Source organism: Marinobacter sp. B-12 (assembly GCF_056857915.1).
The window spans coordinates 38,941-58,447 of record NZ_JBSXOB010000054.1; the positions used below are offsets into that span (position 1 = coordinate 38,941).

A 19,507-nucleotide genomic window follows, 5' to 3' on the forward strand; every position below is an offset into this window, starting at 1 on the left:
TGATGAACCAAACAGGGATGTTCAATGCGCTTCAAGTTTATACAGGTTGTCGCGTCTATAACCACCCCCAGTACGACTTATCGGACTTCCGGGCTGACGGGATGGGCTGACGCCTGTTTTGCGCCGTCGATGTCCTTGCGGGCATGGCGCACCACGCTGACCCCCGCCGTAATGGCCAGACCACCCATCACCGTCGCCACGGCCAGGTCGGGCCAGGCGGTACCGGTGCCGAACACCCCCAGCGCTGCGCCCATCACGGCGACGTTGCTAATGGCGTCGTTGCGGCTGCACAGCCACACCGAGCGCATGTCAGAATCACCGTCCCGGTAGCGGAACAGTATCAGTGCCACGATGACGTTTGCCACCAGTGCCACAAGGCCTACGACCCCCATGGTCAGAGGCTCCGGTGTCATGCCACTCTGAAGTACCCAGATGGCCCGGGCGAGCACGATGACACCGAACGCGGCCATCGTAATGCCTTTCACCAGGGCAGCCCGGCCGCGCCAAAGCATGCCCATGGAAAGAACGGTCAGGGACAGGACGTAGTTGGCACTGTCGCCAAAGAAGTCGATAGCATCGGCCATCAACGACACCGACCCGGACTGAAGGCTGGCAATGCCTTCCACTAAAAACATTGCAAGGTTGACCCAAAGTGCAATCCACAACGCTTTTCTAAAGCCTGGCGCGGGGGATTTTGGGTTGGGGGCGGAGCAGCTACTGCAGGCCATGAATACCTCCTTATGTGAGACTGTATTCATTAAAAACCCTGTAGCTACTACAGAGTCAAACCGCGTCGCGAAAAGGGTGTTCAGCGAGTGCCGTGAGTGCCGGGAATATGGTTGTGGTTGCCGGAGGACGCTTCATGGGCCGGCTCCGAAGTCAGTCCGCCGAGGATACCGCACTCGCTGACAGTGCGGCCTTCGGAGCAGGCATGTTGAAGTTGTTGTAGGGTGTCTTCCAGATTGGCCAGTTCCTGAAGACGCTCCCTTACATGGCTGAGATGGCGGGCCAGCAGAGCGTCGACTTCGCTGCAATCAGCGTCTGGCTGGTCGGCCAGCCGTATCAGTTCGCGGATTTCATCCTGTGCCATATCCAGATTGCGGCAACGTTTGATGAACAGCAGGCGATCAAGGTGGCTTTGCCGGTATTGGCGATAGCCGCTGGCCAGGCGGTCGGGAGCTGGCACCAGCCCGATTTTTTCGTAATAGCGAATGGTTTCTACCGGAATGCCTGTGGTTTTCGAGATTTCGCCAATTTTCATGGTTGCTCGCCTGCCGTTTGTCCGCCAAGTGTGCCAGGGCCGTTACGGGTTCCTGACCGGCTTCAGCGGTTCCAGGTTCTTCCGGTTGGCCAGGAATTCAGGCCGTGGTTTGTTGCCACAATAAGGCTCTTCCAGAGTATTGTGAACGCTGTTGTAAACGAAAAACAGGTTGCTCCGCGGCCAGCACGACATATTCACGTTGGAACCATGCAGTGTGTTGCACTCAAAGATGATCAGTGAACCGGGTGGTCCCTTGGGCGCCTCAATAGCGTTCTCGTCCATCAGGCGGGTCAGACTGGCGGCGTCTGGAACACCGAGATCCTGACTCTTGAGGGATTTCTTGTAGTTATCCTCCGGTGTGCGACCGACACAGGGAATGAAGTACTTCTGGGAACCCGGGATCAGCATCAACGGGCCATTGAACTCGTTGTTGTCGGTCATCACGATGGAGCAACTGAGGCTGCGCATACGTGGCATGCCATCCTCGCTGTGCCAGGTTTCAAAATCGGAGTGCCAGTTGAATCCCTTGCCTTTGAAGCCGGGTTTGTAGTTGATCCGCGATTGGTGGATATAAACGTCGCTGTCCAGCAACTGGCGCACGATGTCGAGCAAATGCGCGTCACGGGTCAGCCGGTCAAAGCGTTCCGAGATGTCGTGAATGCCGAAGATGGATCGGATCTCCTCCTTTCCGGGCTCAAGAATGGTGCCCTCGGAGAGCTTGAGGTCGTCATCGTCCTCATAGTCTTTAAGCTCTTTGATAAATCCGTCCATCTCGTCCTTGGAGAAAAAGGAATCAAAAAACAGAAACCCCCTCTCATCGAATTCTCGCACCTGTCTGGCGGACAGTGGGCCGTCTGACAGGCGCTCCGAAGGGGTATGTACCACAGGATCCAGTCGCTCAAACATGCCCAGTTTGCGTTCAAGGCGTGTTGGAAACAGGTCTTGTGGGCGCGACATAAGTGTCCTCCTTATATTGCATCGACACCGCAAGACCTATAGGTGAAATGACGGTTTTCAACCCGGTAGTGGTTGAACCATGGCCGGTGGTTTAGGGGCGTTAGCATTGACGTTTACGTGCTTTTTACGATTTCCGGGTGCCCATGACGTTGCCATCCTTCTAGTATGGAAGGCTAGGCGCCTTTTGGGAGGGCAAAGGTATGCGCGTGTTTTGTTCGATGAAAGTGCTGATGTTTTTGGTGTTCCCGGGGATAGTCGCTCTGCCGGGTGCAGCCCATGGCGCTTTTCGCTGCGGCTCGTCGTTGGTGGATGTTGGCGACTGGCCGGTAGAGGTTGAAGAGCGCTGCGGTGCGCCGGATTACGTAGCGACCTATCCCACGGCCACCGTTCCCGGAATCGGTATTGTTGGCGAAGTCGAGCATTGGTACTACAACCCCGGCCCACAGGGATTTATCCGCCGCCTTGAGTTCAGGAACGGAAAGCTCCGGCATGAGCACAGCCTGGGCTATGGCTTTGCCGGCGACAGTGCCGGTGACTGTTCTCCGGCGCGGCTGCAAAGCGGGCTCAGCGAGTTCGAGATGGTGGCCTACTGTGGCGAGCCGCTTTCCCGCAGAGTAACCTGGGAATCCGTTGGCCGTGGATCCACGGCCCCCGGTCATTACCGTGCCGATCAACTGGTACCAGTGGAAGAATGGCTGTACGAGACCGGAAAGACCCAGTTTCGACGCATCGTGAAGTTGCGCAACGGTCGGGTCATTCAGGTGAGAACCACGAAGAAGCCCCAGTGACGCGTTGGTGCCCGGCGCTTCACTCCACAAAGATCCTGGGCATGGCCGGCTCATTCGTCTCGCCGTCCCCGACAGGGCTGGCGACTAGCTTGATCTTGCGGCTAATCCGTTCTGCTATCACCCCGTAAGCAGTTGCGAGGGGGCCTCCGGGGTCGCTGACCACAATAGGCCGACCCGAATCCGAGCCGGTGCGGATGCGGATATCCAATGGCAGTTCGCCCAGAAGTTCGGTGCCGGATTCCTTCGCCATTCTCTTTGCCCCGCCTTCGCCGAAGATGTGCTCCTCGTGGCCACACTCGGAGCAGACGTGAGTGCTCATGTTTTCGATGATACCGAGCACGGGAATATTCACTTTCTCGAACATGCTCAGACCTTTGCGAGCATCCAGCAGTGCAATGTCCTGGGGTGTTGTAACAATTACCGCACCCGAGACCGGCATACGCTGGGCCATAGTCAAGTGGATATCACCGGTGCCCGGTGGCATATCCACTATCAGGTAGTCCAGGTTGTTCCAGTGTGTCTCATACATCAGGCGGGTCAGCGCCTGGGTGATCATCGGGCCACGCCAAATGATGGGGGACTCGTCATCCACCAGAAAGCCGATAGACATGGTTTGGATGCCATGGCCAATCATGGGTTCGAGGACCTTGCCATCCAGGCTGTCGGGCATGCCTTTCAGGCCCAGCATGCGGGGCTGGCTGGGACCGTACAGGTCCGCGTCCAATATGCCCACGCGGGCACCACCGGTGGCGAGCGCGAGAGCAAGGTTGGCGGCGGTTGTTGATTTGCCGACGCCGCCTTTACCGGACGCGACGGCGATCAGGTGTTTCACGCCGGGAACTGACCTCTGCTCCGGGGGCTGCCGTTTCTGCTGATGCGCGGGCAAGTACGACACTGGACTAGACATAATGATACCTCCGGTTATTGTTCCACGAACGCGCGTTCAATGACGTAGTCGCCTGGTTCACCCTGCTGGGGTGAGGCTTTGAATCCCTGATTGTCGAGCATGGTGGATAGGTCTTTCAGCATGGCGGGACTGCCACAAAGCATGACCCGATCATGGTCCGCGTTCAGTTGCGGCAGGCCGGTGTCACTGGCCAGCTGGCCAGACTCAATCAGGGTAGTAATGCGACCCTCATTACGGAAGGGTTCGCGGGTAACCGTGGGGTAGTAGATCAGCTTGTCACCAATGATTTCCGCCAGGAATTCATGGCCGGGCAGTTCGCTGGTCAGGTAGTCATGATACGCCAACTCGCTGACTTCGCGAACGCAATGCACCAACACCACTTTGTCGAAACGATCATAGGTTTCCGGGTCGCGGATAATGCTCATGAACGGTGCCAGGCCAGTGCCGGTGCCGAGCAGGTAGAGGTTTTTGCCAGGGTTGAGGTCGTGCATGATCAGGGTGCCCACCGGCTTGCGGCTGACAAACAGCGAGTCGCCTTTCTGGATGTGCTGCAAGCGTGAAGTCAGAGGGCCGTCCGGTACCTTGATGCTGAGAAATTCCAGGTATTCTTCATGGTTGGCACTGACAATGCTGTAGGCGCGCAGCAGGGGTTTGCCTTCCACTGGCAGGCCGATCATGACGAAATGGCCGTTTTCAAAGCGCAGGCTCTGGTCCCGGGTAGTCCTGAAACTGAACAGGGTATCGTTCCAGTGATGGACGCTGATGACGTTTTCGGTTCCAAGTGCAGCCATGGGGTAGTCCTCCGTTTTGGCCAGATGTAAACGTGGTTAAAGTGAGTAAGTGGCCAGGGAAGTCATGGCCGTAAGAACAAGCAGGGCACTGAGCAGGGCCAGCAATGCAAAGGGTTTCCAGCCCTGAGCGATCAGCGATGACAGGCTGGTGCGCATCCCAAGGGCCGCCATGGTTACCAGTAGGCAAGCCTGGGAAGTTGTGGTCAGGGCGTGACGAAAGTCGTTGGCAAGCCAGCCCAGGCTGTTCATACCGAACAGAACCACAAAGCCCAGTAAGAACCAGGGATGTTCTGCCTTGCCGGCACTATTGCGGTTAAGCAGAGCCCCCAGTAGCAGAACCAGCGGCGCCAGCAGGGCAACCCGTAACAGTTTGGTGAGCGTGGCAATGTCGCCGGCAGTATCGGATACCAGGTACCCAGCTCCTGCGGCCTGCGCCACGTCATGGATACTCGCACCCAGCAACAGGCCCGTTTGTGGATCGCTGTACCCCAAGAGACTGAACAGCGGCGGCAACGCTAACATGCTAATGGTGCCGAGAGCGGTGACACCCACCACGACACCCAGCAGTCGTCTGTCTTCCAGCTTGCCCTGGGGGATAACGGCGGCAACGGCGATGGCAGCGGACACACCGCAGATTGCGACCGCCACACCGGCCACCAGGCTTTGCAACCGGGGCAGGCCAAGCCAATGTCCGAGCAAAAGCGCGGAGCTGATGATAATGGGCGTACAGGTCAGGACCACCAGCAACGGCAGGCTGCCGACGGCCATCAGTTGTTCCACGCCGATTCGTGCACCGAGTAGGGCAATGCCCACGCGGAGAACCTGCCGGCTGCAGAACTCCACACCTGGTCGCAATCGGGTATCCGCTGCCTGGCTGGCAAAACCAAAGCCCAGCAGCAGGACCAGCACCAGCGCTGGAGCCCCGTAATGCTCCGCCAGGAAGCTACCAGCCAGTGCCAGCACGACACACAGGGCCGTTCCGGGATAGCGCAGCCGTGCTGGAGCCCACCAACGGGTGTCCAGGGCGCGAAGGGTCTGGTTCATGACACTTGCTCGCTCAGTTCACGCAGGAAAGCCCAGGGATAAAGCCCCCGGTAATGGCCATCGCTGAAAAAGAACTGGAGACCACTGACGCCAGACAGTTCCACACGTTCGACACTGATGTCGGCGTCAATCAGGCTAAGTCGGCCAGAGCGTTTTGCCTGCGTGCAGTGTGAGCAGGCGCAGGACTTTCTCAGCATCAAGCAACTCAGCCGCGTGGACAGGCCATCGTGCCAGCTCAGTTCCAGCGCGTTGAGTTTGCGCTTCAGGCGAACTTCTTTGGGGGGAGCAACCAAGGTTTGGTTAGGCATGGGGGCCTCCTACCTGTGTGGACGGGATCACCAGTTCCGGCGCCTCCGGCAGCGGAACATGGCGATCAGGCAATTCCATTGGGCGAGTGCTGCCCAGAGCGGCGGCGGACAGGACCACCAGGGCAAACGATAACGCCCGAAAACAACTCGTTATGACAAGTTGAGGCATGGCTCAGCGCTCCAGGAATTGCATTTTATCGGGACGGTCGACCCACTCCTCAGCTTCCGGTAGCGGCGCGGACGTCGAGTCGATGACCGGCCATATCTGAGCCAAGTCGGCGTTCAACTGGATAAAGTGGCGCTGATCCTCCGGCAGGTCGTTTTCATCGAAAATGGCATCGGCCGGGCACTCGGTGACGCATAGGCTGCAGTCGATGCAAGTTTCCGGATTGATCACCAGAAAGTTGGGGCCTTCGTGAAAGCAGTCCGTGGGACACACATCGACACAGTCTGTGTATTTGCAACGGATGCAGTTTTCGGTAATAACAAAGGTCATGGCGTTCTCCTCTCGGGTCGTTGGCGGATGCCGGGCCAGCCTGGTGCGGAACAGGCTGGCCGGCATCTCAGGCCGCAGCGTCCAGTTTCGAGATGGCCCAGCGGGCCAGCTTGCGCACATCCGGGTCGGGATCGTCGAGAGCGGTCACCACGAAAGGGCGTCCATCACTGTGGGCGATGGTGCCGAGGGCACCGATGGCGGCCTTGCGCAGGTTGCTCATGGCGTCTTTTGAGCATTCTCCCAATACTGGGATGGCATCTGTTGAGCCCAACTTGCCGAGGGCGTCCACCGCCTTTTCACGGACCTGCCATAGTTCGTCCCTGGTGGACTCCATCAGGGCCTGTACCGCTTCCTGATGATCCAGTTTGCCGATGCTGTTGGCGGCCTCGCAGCGCACCTGCCAGTGCTCGTCTTTGAGCAGAGCAATCAGCGCCTGTCCTACCTGTTGCGGGCTGGCGTAGACCAGCGCACCGGTGGCTGCACGGCGTACCTCCGGGTCTTTGTCATGCTGGGCGGTTTCCACAAGGGCGGGCAGGTTCTCCGGCTGTTTCAACCAGCCGATGACGGCCACGGCCTCACGGCGAACACGTGGATCCTCATCGCCGAGCCTCTTCAAGGCAGGCCGCTGGGAGCCCGGGTTCCGCAGAGGCTTTAGGGCCCGAAGGATTCCCGACACCACAAATCCGTCAGTGCTGGATTCCAGAGCTTCCAGCAATGGCGCGGCGGCAGCCGGGTCTTTCAGATCGGCCAGTGCGTGGGCGGCACTGTTGCGTACCACTTCATCGTTATCACTGAGGGCCGCAATCAGGGCGTCCGCCATGTCAGCCGCTTCGAATTCATCCACTACCTTGGCGGCTTCCTGGCGCACGTTGGTGTCCGGGTCATTCAGGGCCTGGATGACCAGTTCAACGGCTTCCGGCTCACCGGAATCCACCAGGTCCATGACGGCGACACGTCGTATACCGGGATCCTCAGAAGTGAGTTTTACGGCAATGGCCTGTAGTTCGGGATCGTCGTAGGTTTTCATGGCTTACCTCAGCGCAGCAGGTAGGGAATGTTGACGGTCACGGCGTCCGTGGGGCAGTCCGCCTCGCAGGGCATGCAGTACCAGCATTCGTCGTATTTCATGTGGGCCTTGCCGGTTTCCTCGTTGATCCACAGCACGTCCAGCGGACACACGTCGATGCACACGGTGCAGCCCTTGTCGGCAATGCATTTGTCCTCGTCAACAATGACGGGAACGCTTGAGTGGTGATTGGCGATAGGCATGTCGGTCTTCCTCTCTCGTCAGAAAATTCTTTGTCAGGGGAAGCCTTCCAGGAGGCGTCCGCAGAGTTGCGTTATTCGTTAGCCGCTTTCTGGACCCGCATCTTGCGGTAGGCGTCTTTTTCTTCACCGAGCGACACCAGGTAGTCCGCAATGGGGCGTTTGCCGCTGGCCATCTGGCCGTCTTCGTCTTTGAACAGGCGGCTGTGGTAGAACCATTCACCGTCGTCCTGATCCGGAAAGTCCACGCGGTAGTGGTAGAGCCCCCACCGGGATTCGGTGCGGTAGAGAGAGGCGCGGGCCGCCATTTCGGCGCAGTCGATGATGGATTGCACTTCCATGGCTCTTAGCAGTTCATGGGGATCCCGGGCGCAGAGCTGAGGCACATCCTCGCGTACCGCGAGAATCCGCTCCAGGCCGATTTCCATTTTCTTGGTCACCTTGGGTGGCTGCAGGTAATCGTTCACCAGGCGGCGCACTTTGTACTCCATCTGCTCTGGAGGAATACCGTCAGCTCGTTTCATAGGTGCCTGGATACGCTCCAGTTCCCGGATGATGAAGTCCTCGTCGAGTTCTGGTTCGCTTCGTGATTTCACGAATTCAACGGCGCTTTCACCGCAAATCTGTCCGTAAACGAAGGCGCCCAGCATGTAGTTATGGGCCACGCTGGCCATGTCGCCAGCGCAGTAAAGGCCGGGCACGGTGGTGGCGCCGGTTTCATCGGTCCAGACGCCGGAAGCGGAGTGGCCGGAGCAAAAGCCCACTTCGGAGATGTGCATTTCCACCATGCGCTGGCGGTAGTTCACGTCTCGGCCTTCGTGGAAGCGGCCGCGGGTGGGGCGTTCGTTGGTGTGCAGAACAGTCTCAATTTCCTGGATGGTTTCTTCAGCCAGGTGGTCCAGTTTCAGGAACACCGGGCCGGTGCCGGATTCCAGCTCCTTGAAGAACTCCAGCATCATCTGGCCGGACCAGTAATCGCACTCGATAAAGCGCTCGCCAAAGGCGTTGGCGGTGAAGCCCCCCAGTGGGCCGGTCACATAGGCACAAGCCGGGCCGTTGTAGTCCTTGAGCAACGGGTTTACCTGGAAACATTCCAGGTTTGCCAGGTCCGCGCCGGCGTGATAGGCCATGGCGTGTCCATCACCGTTGTTGGCCGGGTTTTCATAGGTGCCGAACAGGTAACCGGACGTTGGCAGGCCCAGGCGGCCAGCGGCACCGGTAGCCATGATCACGGCTTTGGCGCGAATGATGATGGGTTCCGCCGTGCGTGTGTTCACTCCGATCATGCCGGCGATCTTGCCGTCCGGGTCTTTCAACAGACGCGTAGCCGTGTAGCGGTTCTCGATCTGTACCCGGTTACGGCGCAGGCGACGATAGAGGATCTTCTTGACGTTGTGACCCTCCGGCATCGGCAGTACATAAGTACCTAGGTGGTGGACCTTCTTCATGTCGTAGTCGCCGGTTTCGTCTTTCTGAAAATGCACGCCCCAGCTATCGAGCTTCTCTATCATCGGGAACGATCGCGTGGCATAGGCCATCAGTGCGGGTTGGTGGACAATGCCGTCGTTGGCGATGGTGATTTCCTTCACGTACTGCTCGGGAGTGGCGTGGCCGGGCACAACGGCGTTGTTGAGGCCGTCCATGCCCATGGAGATGGCGCCGGAACGTTTGACATTGGCTTTCTCGAGCAACATGACGTTCAGGCCGGGGTCCTGCTCCTTGGCGGTGACCGCCGCCATCGGGCCGGCAGTGCCGCCGCCAATCACCAGAACGTCGGTTTCGATCACAGGGATGTCATTTATTTTCATGGTGCGCTCCTATTTCCGGTCTATCCGGAATTGATATTTGAATGAATCGCCGCGATAGCAGAGGTATTCGAAGTCGATGGGGCGGCCGTCCCGGTTGTGGGTCAGTCGTTCCACTCGCAAGATGGCTTCGCCAGCTTTCAGGTTGAGGTATTGCTGGGTTTCGTTGTCTGCCAGGATGGCGTCCAGGCTGATGTCGGCTCCGCCCAGAGGAATGTCGAACAGGTTCTCCAGCATGGGGAAGATGTCGCCGGAAAGGTCCAGGCTGAACATCTGGCGGCCCACATCCATTGGGAAGTAGCTGTTCTCTATGCAAACGGGGGAACGGTTGAGGTATCTCACCCGCTTGACCTCGACGGTCTCGTCGCCGGGTTGCAGGTCCAGTGCGGCAGCGACCGCTTTGGGTGCCTTCATCTGCTGGATGCTGAGCACACGGGCCGAGGCCTCGTAGCCCTGGGCCGCCATGGCCTCACCAAAACCCTCCAGCCGCTGGACGTTTTGTACCGCCTTGGGTTTGCTGACGAACGTGCCCTTGCCCTGGGCGCTGAACACCAGCCCCTCGTTGTGAAGATCCCTGAGGGCTTGGCGAATGGTGATCCGGCTGACACCAAAGGTGTTCATCATGTCGTTTTCCGACGGCAGTCGCGCATGCACCTCGAAATGACCATCAAGAATCTGCCGGCGCAGGCTGTCACGAATCTGAACGTACAGAGGTAATGGCGAGTGCCCCGCCATTAACTGGGTTACATTGGGCATGGCGTACACTCCCCCTTGTTATGACAAGTTATGGCGAGTTTGGGCGTGTTGAGGCTGAGCTGGTACATGATTCACCCCGCCTTGTTCTGTTGCTGGAAGGCATTGAGTGTTTCCTTTCGAATCAGGTCGAGGCACTGGCGCTTCAGCGCCATGAAGTCGGGACTGGTCAGCAGGGACTGTTCCCTTGGTCTGGGGAGCCTTACGTCGATATCTGCAATGATTTTGCCCGGGCTTGCACTCATCACGACGATCCGGTCGGACAGGAACACGGCCTCATCGATATCGTGGGTGACGAACACCACGGTGTTGTGGAATTCGCCCCAGATGTCCAGCAGGTTCTCCTGCATCATGATTCGGGTCTGGGCGTCCAGCGCACCAAACGGTTCGTCCATCAGCAGCACGCTGGGGTAGTTGGCCAGCGCGCGAGCGATACCAACACGTTGCTGCATGCCACCGGACAGGGTGTTGGGATAGGCATTCGCAAAGGCGGCCAGCCCTACAAGAGAGAGGAATGTGCGGGCAACGCTGTTGGCTTCGTTGTTTCCGACACCCGCCATTAGCGGGCCGAAAGCAACGTTTTCCTGCACTGTTTTCCAGGGAAACAGGGAGTGTTGCTGGAACACCATGCCCCGATCCGGCCCAGGTTCGGTCACTGAGGTGCCGTCAACCTGGACCTCGCCGCATTTCGGCTCGACAAAGCCGGCGATAGCGTTCATCAGCGTGGATTTGCCACAGCCGGAGGGACCCAGAAGGCAGACAAATTCCCCCGGCCGAACCGTAAGGTTGGCCTGCTGGACTGCCACGTGGGGGCCGCTGACGGTGTCGAACACGATGTCTACGTCGCGCACCGAAATGCGGCCTCGTTCGCTTCCGTCTTTTCCGGTTTTGGCACGCAAGCGGCTGTGATCAAGTACCGCGAGACGGTTGTTACTGACAGGGGCATCGCTCATGATCGGCCTCCTTTCGCTTGCCACTTCAGCAGTGGATTACAGGAATAGCGCACGAGCAGCGTGCAAAGGGTGCCAAGCCCGCCGATTGTCAGCATGCCGATGATGATCTGGGGATACTGGATCAGGGTGTAGGAGTTCCAGGTGTAGTAGCCAATACCGTACTGGCCGCTGATGATTTCCCCGGCCAGAAGCGAGAACCAGGCTACGCCCATACCGATTGCGAGACCGGCGACAATGGACGGCATTGCGCCGGGCAGGACCACGTGCCAGAGAATGGCTGTTTTGCTGGCTCCCAGGCTGCGGGCCGCCCGAATGAGTACACTGTTGGTTTGCTCCACACCATGAACGGTGTTCAGCACTACCGGGAACAGCGCACCCAGAAAGGTGATGAAAATGATACTGGACTGCTCGGTCGGCAGCATCAGGATCGCCAATGGAATCCAGGCCACGGCGGGTATGGGACGCAGTAGTTCGATGTAGGGGAGGATGATGTCCTCCGCCCAGCGTGAACGCCCCATGGCCACGCCCAGTACGACGCCAAAGACAACCGCCAACACGTAAGCAATAGCGACCCGCTGAAGGCTGTGGAGAATGTGAAGGTAAAACTCCTGCCCCGTTAGCTCCGAAACCAGCGCTGCGCCAACCACGGAAGGTGCGGGAATGTTGTCGAAGTTGATGTAAAAATGAAAACCGTTGGTAGACGCCAGTTGCCAGAGCACGACGGCGGCGACCAGCGCCAGTGTGCGCACGAGATACCGAGTTCCGGTGGTTTTCATCCACACCCTGGCCGGCAGACGTGATTGGTTGCCGGCCTGCTGCGCCATGGGTAATACCGGTATCGATCCCCGCGCGGTCGAGGGGCCAGAGCTCGCCTGATGCGAGGGCTCGGCGGCTACTGGATCGGTCCTGATTGCAGCGTTACTTTTGCTGTCCATCCTAGTCACTCCTCGGGCCGGAGTGCGCAGACGCCGTGGCCGGGCCTGCGCAACAGAGGCTCAGTGGGCCATGGCGAGAGCATTGCCCGGAACAACCGGGGTACCGCCGTGATTTGCGATATGCTGCTCGGAGTCAGCCTTCTTGAGGAAAGCAACCACCTCTCCATCGTCGCCGCGCACCAGGTAGGCGGCCTTGCCGAAGAGTTTTAGCCCGGTAAGGTTGTCGTAGACGTAGGTGGCATTGATGGCGTCGCCAGAGGCTTCCATCGCGGTCAGCATTTCGGCTACGGAGTCGTAGGTAACGATGCCTTTGTTTTCAAACCAGATTTCGGCGGGTTTGAAGTCCGGATTGTTGGGTTGTGTGACCACCACAGAGTTGACCAGGGCGTCGTAGTCCAGGTCCATGGCCTGGTAGGCAGCACGTAGATAGGTGTCGTCCACCCAGCGGTCGAAATCCAGATCCGGCACGCCAACTTCCCGCTTCAACAAATCCAGGTCGTACTTCATGGCATCGACCCATTCATCCTTGATGCTGGCTTCGGCTGTGGTAATCCCACCTTTGCTGAAGTAGAGGTAGAGGACTTCCTTCTCCACACCGGTCCAATCGGCCACTTTTACAGCCGCTTCCATGGGATTTTCCTGGATCCACTTCTGGGCCTCGAGGGTGGCCTTGAGCACACCTTCTACAACCTCGGGGTACTGCTCAGCGTAGCTCTCGCGAACCACGATGCCGTGGAAGGTGGGAATCTCCGCCTCACTGCCGTCATAGATTTTGCGACCCGTGGCGCGGAACTCCATGATTTCCGACCAGGGGCAGAAGTCCGCATGGGCATCAATGCGCCCGGCCTGAATGTTGGCGGCACCAACGGCGGGGCTCTGATTGACAATCTGGACCTTGTCGCTCAGGCCGGCTTCGCTCAGCGCCTTCAGGGTCATCCCCCAGGCCGCGCTGCCTACCGGTACAGACAGGGTTTTGCCTTCGAGGTCTGCGAGGCTTTGAACGTCGGAACTGATGGGCACCACAATGCCGTTACCCGTGCCTCTTAGGTTGTAGCCGGTCACGGCAATAAATCGGGTTTCCTGTTTCCCCGTTTCCTGGAACTTGGCGCCGTTGACGATCAGGGGGTAGTCTCCCATCACGCCGAATTCCAGCTTGCCGGCCAGCATCTGATTGGTGATGGGTGGTCCAGAGTCGTAATCCCGGTAGACGATGTCGTAGTCCACATCCTCGTATTTGCCTGTGGTGGGCAGGTGTTTTTCCAGCAGGCCCAGTTTCTCCAGCACAATGCCGCCGGAGACGGTGTTGGTCACCATGCTCTGATGGCCGATGCCGACGCGAATGGTTTCTGCGGAGACTGCGCCGGCAGATACAGATAACGCCAGCGATCCACAGAGGGTTATGGTTGCAAGGGTTCTTGAATCTCTCATCGTTTTTTTCCTTCCCGTTTCGTTGCACTTGTACTAACAGGTCATGATCCCTGCTGTAGGTGTTGCACCTGCTGTGCCAGAAAGCGGAAGACAGCTTGGAACACTATGTTTTTATTGCACTTAATAAATTTGATCTGCGGGAATTGATGGAAAATTGAACGATGAGGGTGCGCCCGTGTTTGGTGCGAAGGTGTTTTGGCGGTTCCACGACGGCGCAAAGCGATTTCGGAGTGCTATAACAAGTAGTGCAAGTTTTGCTCAATCGCGACGTGGTTTTGTGTCGTGGTTGGAAATGGTTTTTACTGCAAGAGATTCATAAACGTCTGGAGGAATGGCGATGGCCCGATTCAGCGATGGACTGCTCGCTCCGTCTGTGTTGATGTTCGACTGGCATGGCACGCTGGTGGATACGCACGACGCCATGTTCAGCGCCATGGAAGAGATGCTGCCGCAGTTGGAGGATCTGGGCCTGGTGGATCGGCTGTTGCCAGAAGACAAATGTCGCACGTCTGACGATGCCCGCCTGGTGCGTTATATACGGATATTTCGGCGTTTGCATCCGCGCATTCTGGCGGAACGGCGGGTGTCCCGTACGGATATCTTCAATGCCATCTTTGACGATGACAAAGACGCAAAGCTCATCGCCCACAACGCCTACAACGACTGTTACCGTAAGTATTTCGGCAAGGTGCGGCCTTTCCAGCAGGGCGCCTATGAGTACCTGTCGGCGCTGAAGGAAATGGGTATCCGGCTGGCGGTGTCCACCAACCGCAACCGGGAGTTCCTGGACAAGGAGCTGAACATGGTGGACGAGGGGCGTTGGCGCAACCTGTTCGATGTCACCGTCTGTGCGGACGATGTCACTGAGTACAAGCCCGATCCGGAGGTGATTACCCGTGTGCTGGAGAAGCTGGGACTGCCGCTCGACGGGCGGGCCTGGTATGTGGGGGACAGCTACGTGGATATGCTCACGGCCAATCGTGCCGGGGTGTCGGGTGTGTTTTACAACGGCGCTTGCTGGGAGTCGGGTCGGATTGACAGCTGGTTCAGTTATCGCGATGCACCGGCGGCCATTCTGGACAGCTTCGAAGACCTCATTGATCTGCTGGCGCTGCTGGAGCGTCAACAGCCTGATGCTTTTCGGGCGCCGCCCGCAGAAGTCAGGCCACGGCCATACCCCCGCCCGGAACCGCCACAGCCCCGTATTGAGCCTGACTGGCATCCTGCCGTTGTCAGCCTGATCCGCCCTTCGGTGGTGTTGTTCGACTGGCACGCCACGTTGGTGGATACCCTGGACGCCATGTACCACGCGGTGGACGATATGTTCCCGGAATTTGAGGAACTGGGCCTGGTCAGCCGTATGCTGGCACCGGAAGACAGCAAGACCCCGGAAGATGCCCGGCTTGTGGCCTATGTGCGTGAGTTTGCGAAACTGCACCCCAAGGTTCGGGCCGACCGAAAAATCTCTCGTACTGATATTTTCGAAGTGTTGTTTGGTGACGACCAGGAGGCCAAACAGATTGCCCACAAAGCATTCAATCGTCACTACCGCGAGCATTTTGGAACGGTTAAAGCCTTTGAGCCAAAAGTGCAGGCCGTTCTTGAGGGGCTTCGTCGCATTGGTATTCAGGTGGGTGTGATTACCAACCGGGACAGGGAGTTCTTTGAGCATGAACTGGCTGCCGTGGAAGACACCGGATGGACGCACCTGTTCGATGTGGATGTATGCGGTGACGATACGCCGCTGAGAAAACCTCACCCGGACCAGCTTTATCTCGCCGTGCAGAAGCTGGATTACCCGCCGGACCCCAGTGTCTGGTACGTGGGTGACAGCACCACTGACGTCATTGCCGCCAAGCGCGCGGGCATGACGGCGGTGTTTTTCAACGGTGCGCAGTGGGATTTGCCCTGGTTGAACCGGATTTTTCCGGGCACTCACAAACATCCGGACAAGCCGGATGTGGTGGTCAATGACTTTTCGGAATTCTGGGCGCTGGTGCTGGCCTGCGAAATCGGCCCGCCGTAATCTGTTTACTGAGGCGGGAGGATAGAGGCGCAGTGTTAAGTATTTGATACCATGCTGTCCTGCTTTTTAGCTCGTACGAATAACAATAAAGGCTTATGAATGTCTGATGTAAAAACATCGATTCTGGTTGTCGACGACGACCTGGCAATCCGTGAATTGTTGCATGAGCACCTGTCTCGTGTCGGTTACGATGTCATGACCGCAGCCGAAGGCGACAGCATGCGCCGCACTCTGTCAGAGTCGCGGGTCGATCTCATTGTTCTTGATGTCATGTTGCCGGGCGATGATGGTTTTACGCTGTGCCGGGAAATTCGCGAGCACTCGCAAGTGCCGATCATCATGCTGACCGCGAGTTCGGACGAAACCGACCGTGTAGTCGGCCTTGAAATTGGTGCCGACGACTACCTGGCCAAGCCCTTCAGCGCCCGGGAATTGCAGGCCAGGGTCAAGGCACTGTTGCGACGATCCGGGTTCAATCGTGCGGACAATCCCCGGTTCGTGTGCTTCGATCGCTGGCGGCTGGACACCCAGGCCCATGAGCTTGTCTCGGACCAGGGAGAAGCCACGCCGTTGTCCGGCGCGGATTTTTCGTTGTTGCAACTATTCCTGGCACACCCCAACGAAGTCCTGGACCGTGACACCATTTCCGGCGTTACCCGCGGGCGGGAGTCCATGCCGCTGGACCGGGTGGTGGACGTGGCCGTCAGCCGGCTTCGTCAGCGTTTGGGGGACCAGGGGCGCAATCCCCGTCTTATCAAGACTGTGCGTGGAATGGGCTACCTGCTGGCGGCAACGGTGACCCATGGCACAGAATAACGTGGGGGCCCTGGAAACCGGCCGCAAGGTCTGGCGCCTGGTGCCATCGTCGCTTCTCGGGCGCATTCTGCTGCTGACTCTGCTGGCAATGGGCGTTGCCCAGGTCGCCTCCAGCGTGATCTGGGTAGGCACATTCCGCGCCCAACAGGTGGAGGGTCTGGTCAATACCACTCGCAATCTCGCTTCTTCAACGGCTGCCACCACACTGTTCTTCAAGTCGCTACCGTTACAGTACCGGCATATTGTGCTGGACCAGTTGAGGGACATGGGCGGCTCGCGGTTTTTTGTCTCGCTCAACAACAAGCGTATTGAAATGCGTGCCCTGCCAGACAGCGAGCGCAAACAGCTTGTGATGGACGAAGTGGTGTCGGTGCTCAAGAGTCGTCTGGGCAAATCAATCAATCTGCACGTTGAGTTTGTGCACCCGGACGACCTGCGCATCCTCAATACCCAGTTGCCCCTCGACGCGTTACCGGAATCCTGGGCCCACTATGCGCTTACCCTTGGGCCCATAAAACCGCCGGTACTGGTCACTCAGGTGGAAGTTGCCAAGGATGAATGGCTGTACCTGGCCTCATTACTGCCTGCGCCCTATGTCTCGCTGGATGATGAAAGCATTCCCGGCCAGCAGATAGTGTTTATCCTGGTGATGATTGGCGTTCTGTTCCCGGTGCTGGCCTGGTTGGTGCGTCGCCAGACCCGGCCTCTACACAAGCTGGCCAGGGCAGCGCGGGACCTGCCATTGGACGAGCATCAGCCGCCGTTGCGGGAGCAGGGTAGCGCCGAGATCATTGCGGTTACTCGCGGCTTCAACACCATGCATCGTCGCCTGCAAAGCTACATCAGCGACAGGGACCAACTGTTCCGTGCGATTTCTCATGATCTGAAAACGCCGATAACGAGGCTGCGCCTGCGAGCCGATCTTATTGATGATGCCGAGATTCGTGAACGCTTCGAAAGCGATCTTCAGGAACTCGAACTGCTGGTGAAAGGGGCTCTGCAAGGCATGAAGGACACCGATATTCACGAGAATGTGGAACTGGTGGATATAGATACTATGTTGCGCCGAATGGCGGAAGCGTACATGGGTGAGAATCCCAGTGTTGTTGTGGAAGGCGCCTGCACTGCCTACCGTGGTAAACCGCTGGCCCTGAAGCGTTGTCTTGGCAATCTGGTGGACAATGCCATCAAGTATGGGGACAAGGCGACTATCTGCGTGGAAGATTCCTCCGAGCAGCTAACCATCCATGTCCGGGATCACGGGCCTGGCATTCCCGAGGCGGAGTTGGATCGAATTTTTGAGCCCTATTATCGACTCGGCCAGGAGCATCGACGGGGGCACGGACTGGGGCTCGGGATCGCCCGTAACATTGCCCAAACCCATGGTGGGGATCTCAGGATCGCGAACTGGTCCGGTGGCGGCCTGGACGTGACGCTCACGCTTCCCCGCCACTGACAGCGTTATGTAACAACCGTGTTACATCGGTCTTTCAGTTTGATACGTTCCTGTTTCGGGTATTGCCATAGACTCCAATGTTGCCAATACAACAAAAACAAGGAGTCAAGATGAATACCAGTAGTATGTATTGTTCTGCCCCGACCGTGGGCACCAAGCCAGTTCGCCTGCTGACCGTTGCTGTACGCGTGGTCTCATTGGGGTTGCTTGTCAGTCAGGCTCATGCCCAGGAAAGTGTTGAAGAGCGCTTGGCCGCCCTGGAAGCACAGTTGGCGGAGGTGGAGCCCCATGCCCGGGGCGAACAGGGCTTCTCCTTCAACACCTACGCTCGTTCCGGACTGCTGCTAAACAGCGATGGCAAAAGTGCCCCTGGCAGCCCCTACCTGACCCCCGCCGGTTCCGTTGGCGGTGCTGTGGGCCGGTTGGGGAATGAACCGGACACCTACCTTGAGGCCATCCTCAATTACAAAACGGTGGCGGATAACGGCACCAGGGCCCATTACCGCTTGATGATTGCCGATGCTACAACCTCCAGCAACGACTGGACTGCCGATGATGGCTCCCTGAGCGTGCGTCAGGCCTATGTCCAGTTCAGTAACCTGGCCAGCTTCACGGGTATCTTTGAGGACGCTTCGATCTGGGCCGGTAAGCGATTTGACCGCGACCTGGATTTCAACATCCACTGGCTCGACAGCGATATCGTCTTTCTCGGAGGCACCGGCGCCGGTATCTACGACGTAACCTTCAGCGAGTCGGTGACGTCCAACTTCTCTCTATACGGGCGCAGCTTCCTGGACTTCCCGTCCGACCTCAACACCACGGACGGCACCTCGGACACCGATAACCTGATCCTTACCGCCAATAACTATTTTGGCAGCGTGCAGTGGCTGATCAACGGTATGTCTGCCGCAGACAACGATGAGCGTGTTGTCGGGGGTGTTATGGAGGCGGCCGACAGCGGTGTGCAAACCATGCTGGCGTACCACGGCGACAGCTTTTTCGGGGTCTCCGCGGGCAGCTTCAAAGTGGCGTTGCTTCACGGCCAGGGTCTGGGTGCTGAGGTCAAGAACATCGGCGCCGATGGCAATCTGCACGAAGATGCCGTCAGCACCCGAATAGCGGCCTACGGTACCACTCGACTGGGCGACAGTTGGCGAATCGCCCCGGCAATCATGGCGGAAACCAGCAAGGACCGTTATGTAGAAGGGGACGAGTACCAATGGCTGACCTTTGACACCCGCCTGGCCAACGAACTGGGCGCCAACTTTGAGATGCAGTACGAAGCCTCCTGGCAGGTGATGGACCTTCAAACCGAAGGCTATGAAGGTCGTGGTGACGTGGAAGGCGACTACGCCCGCTTTACTATCGCACCGACGTTCAAACCTCAGGTCGGCGGCTTCTGGAACCGCCCGGAAATCCGTGTCTTCGCCAGCTACTCCACCTGGGACGATGAGCAGAACCGCTACGACGGCGGCGATGCCCTGGGATAGGAAGACTTTGGCGGCAGCCAATGGACC

The 19,507-nt window shown here is 58.3% G+C and carries 21 protein-coding genes; 5 read left to right on the forward strand and 16 right to left on the reverse strand.

Annotated features, from left to right (window positions below; translation table 11 throughout):
- Window positions 1-77: 77 nt before the first annotated feature.
- The 3 genes from AC13D2_RS10570 to thpD all read right to left on the reverse strand — a co-directional run bounded on the left by AC13D2_RS10570 (window position 78) and on the right by thpD (window position 2,218).
- Window positions 78-728 carry a cation efflux transmembrane domain-containing protein gene (locus AC13D2_RS10570; protein ID WP_482938576.1) on the reverse strand — a complete coding sequence of 217 codons (651 nt, stop codon included), beginning with the start codon at window positions 726-728 and terminating at the stop codon, window positions 78-80.
- A gap of 80 nt (window positions 729-808) precedes the next feature.
- Window positions 809-1,261 carry a Cd(II)/Pb(II)-responsive transcriptional regulator gene (cadR, locus tag AC13D2_RS10575; protein WP_300495163.1) on the reverse strand — a complete coding sequence of 151 codons (453 nt, stop codon included), beginning with the start codon at window positions 1,259-1,261 and terminating at the stop codon, window positions 809-811.
- Window positions 1,262-1,303: 42 nt separating this feature from the next.
- Window positions 1,304-2,218, reverse strand: coding sequence for an ectoine hydroxylase (gene thpD, locus AC13D2_RS10580; RefSeq protein ID WP_420389428.1), 915 nt, complete (start codon window positions 2,216-2,218; stop codon window positions 1,304-1,306).
- Between the two features lie 200 nt (window positions 2,219-2,418).
- On the opposite strand from thpD, the gene AC13D2_RS10585 reads away from it, so the two are divergent.
- Entirely contained in the window at window positions 2,419-3,006 is a 588-nt protein-coding gene (locus AC13D2_RS10585; RefSeq protein ID WP_292046640.1) for a DUF2845 domain-containing protein, read from the forward strand.
- A gap of 19 nt (window positions 3,007-3,025) precedes the next feature.
- Here the strand turns inward: AC13D2_RS10585 and apbC are convergent, their stop codons facing one another.
- The 13 genes from apbC to AC13D2_RS10650 form a co-directional block, all read right to left on the reverse strand.
- Window positions 3,026-3,913, reverse strand: coding sequence for an iron-sulfur cluster carrier protein ApbC (apbC, locus tag AC13D2_RS10590; protein ID WP_421911319.1), 888 nt, complete (start codon window positions 3,911-3,913; stop codon window positions 3,026-3,028).
- 14 nt (window positions 3,914-3,927) lie between these two features.
- Complete coding sequence (locus AC13D2_RS10595) at window positions 3,928-4,704, reverse strand: ferredoxin--NADP reductase (protein ID WP_292046638.1); 777 nt, start codon at window positions 4,702-4,704, stop codon at window positions 3,928-3,930.
- Between the two features lie 36 nt (window positions 4,705-4,740).
- Window positions 4,741-5,748, reverse strand: coding sequence for a YeiH family protein (locus AC13D2_RS10600; RefSeq protein ID WP_292046637.1), 1,008 nt, complete (start codon window positions 5,746-5,748; stop codon window positions 4,741-4,743).
- Window positions 5,745-6,056: a DUF971 domain-containing protein gene (locus tag AC13D2_RS10605; protein WP_292046634.1), complete on the reverse strand. Its 312-nt coding sequence runs from the start codon at window positions 6,054-6,056 to the stop codon at window positions 5,745-5,747. Before AC13D2_RS10605 ends, AC13D2_RS10600 begins: the two co-directional genes overlap by 4 nt.
- Window positions 6,049-6,225 (reverse strand): hypothetical protein, encoded by a 177-nt coding sequence (locus tag AC13D2_RS10610; protein WP_292046632.1) that lies wholly within the window; start codon window positions 6,223-6,225, stop codon window positions 6,049-6,051. Before AC13D2_RS10610 ends, AC13D2_RS10605 begins: the two co-directional genes overlap by 8 nt.
- A gap of 3 nt (window positions 6,226-6,228) precedes the next feature.
- The gene (gene fdxA / locus AC13D2_RS10615) at window positions 6,229-6,552 is read right to left on the reverse strand and encodes a ferredoxin FdxA (protein ID WP_292046630.1); all 324 of its coding nucleotides are present in this window, start codon (window positions 6,550-6,552) and stop codon (window positions 6,229-6,231) included.
- Between the two features lie 67 nt (window positions 6,553-6,619).
- Window positions 6,620-7,579 carry a HEAT repeat domain-containing protein gene (locus AC13D2_RS10620; RefSeq protein ID WP_292046628.1) on the reverse strand — a complete coding sequence of 320 codons (960 nt, stop codon included), beginning with the start codon at window positions 7,577-7,579 and terminating at the stop codon, window positions 6,620-6,622.
- Between the two features lie 8 nt (window positions 7,580-7,587).
- Window positions 7,588-7,821, reverse strand: a complete 234-nt coding sequence (locus AC13D2_RS10625; RefSeq protein ID WP_023012262.1) for a 4Fe-4S dicluster domain-containing protein — start codon at window positions 7,819-7,821, stop codon at window positions 7,588-7,590.
- Window positions 7,822-7,892: 71 nt separating this feature from the next.
- Entirely contained in the window at window positions 7,893-9,626 is a 1,734-nt protein-coding gene (locus tag AC13D2_RS10630) for a fumarate reductase/succinate dehydrogenase flavoprotein subunit (RefSeq protein ID WP_292046626.1), read from the reverse strand.
- Window positions 9,627-9,635: 9 nt separating this feature from the next.
- Entirely contained in the window at window positions 9,636-10,379 is a 744-nt protein-coding gene (locus tag AC13D2_RS10635) for a GntR family transcriptional regulator (protein WP_292046624.1), read from the reverse strand.
- Window positions 10,380-10,450: 71 nt separating this feature from the next.
- On the reverse strand, window positions 10,451-11,329 hold the full coding sequence (locus AC13D2_RS10640) for an ABC transporter ATP-binding protein (RefSeq protein ID WP_292046622.1): 879 nt from the start codon (window positions 11,327-11,329) through the stop codon (window positions 10,451-10,453).
- Window positions 11,326-12,105, reverse strand: a complete 780-nt coding sequence (locus AC13D2_RS10645; RefSeq protein WP_292046753.1) for an ABC transporter permease — start codon at window positions 12,103-12,105, stop codon at window positions 11,326-11,328. Before AC13D2_RS10645 ends, AC13D2_RS10640 begins: the two co-directional genes overlap by 4 nt.
- Before the next feature lie 219 nt (window positions 12,106-12,324).
- Window positions 12,325-13,692, reverse strand: a complete 1,368-nt coding sequence (locus tag AC13D2_RS10650) for an ABC transporter substrate-binding protein (RefSeq protein ID WP_292046621.1) — start codon at window positions 13,690-13,692, stop codon at window positions 12,325-12,327.
- Window positions 13,693-14,029: 337 nt separating this feature from the next.
- On the opposite strand from AC13D2_RS10650, the gene AC13D2_RS10655 reads away from it, so the two are divergent.
- From AC13D2_RS10655 to AC13D2_RS10670, 4 genes are all read left to right on the forward strand, one after another.
- Window positions 14,030-15,718 (forward strand): HAD family hydrolase, encoded by a 1,689-nt coding sequence (locus AC13D2_RS10655; protein WP_292046620.1) that lies wholly within the window; start codon window positions 14,030-14,032, stop codon window positions 15,716-15,718.
- Window positions 15,719-15,817: 99 nt separating this feature from the next.
- The gene (locus tag AC13D2_RS10660) at window positions 15,818-16,534 is read left to right on the forward strand and encodes a response regulator (protein ID WP_292046619.1); all 717 of its coding nucleotides are present in this window, start codon (window positions 15,818-15,820) and stop codon (window positions 16,532-16,534) included.
- The gene (locus AC13D2_RS10665) at window positions 16,521-17,990 is read left to right on the forward strand and encodes an ATP-binding protein (protein WP_300495134.1); all 1,470 of its coding nucleotides are present in this window, start codon (window positions 16,521-16,523) and stop codon (window positions 17,988-17,990) included. Before AC13D2_RS10660 ends, AC13D2_RS10665 begins: the two co-directional genes overlap by 14 nt.
- Before the next feature lie 110 nt (window positions 17,991-18,100).
- Window positions 18,101-19,480 carry a carbohydrate porin gene (locus AC13D2_RS10670; RefSeq protein WP_482938577.1) on the forward strand — a complete coding sequence of 460 codons (1,380 nt, stop codon included), beginning with the start codon at window positions 18,101-18,103 and terminating at the stop codon, window positions 19,478-19,480.
- Window positions 19,481-19,507: the final 27 nt, after the last annotated feature.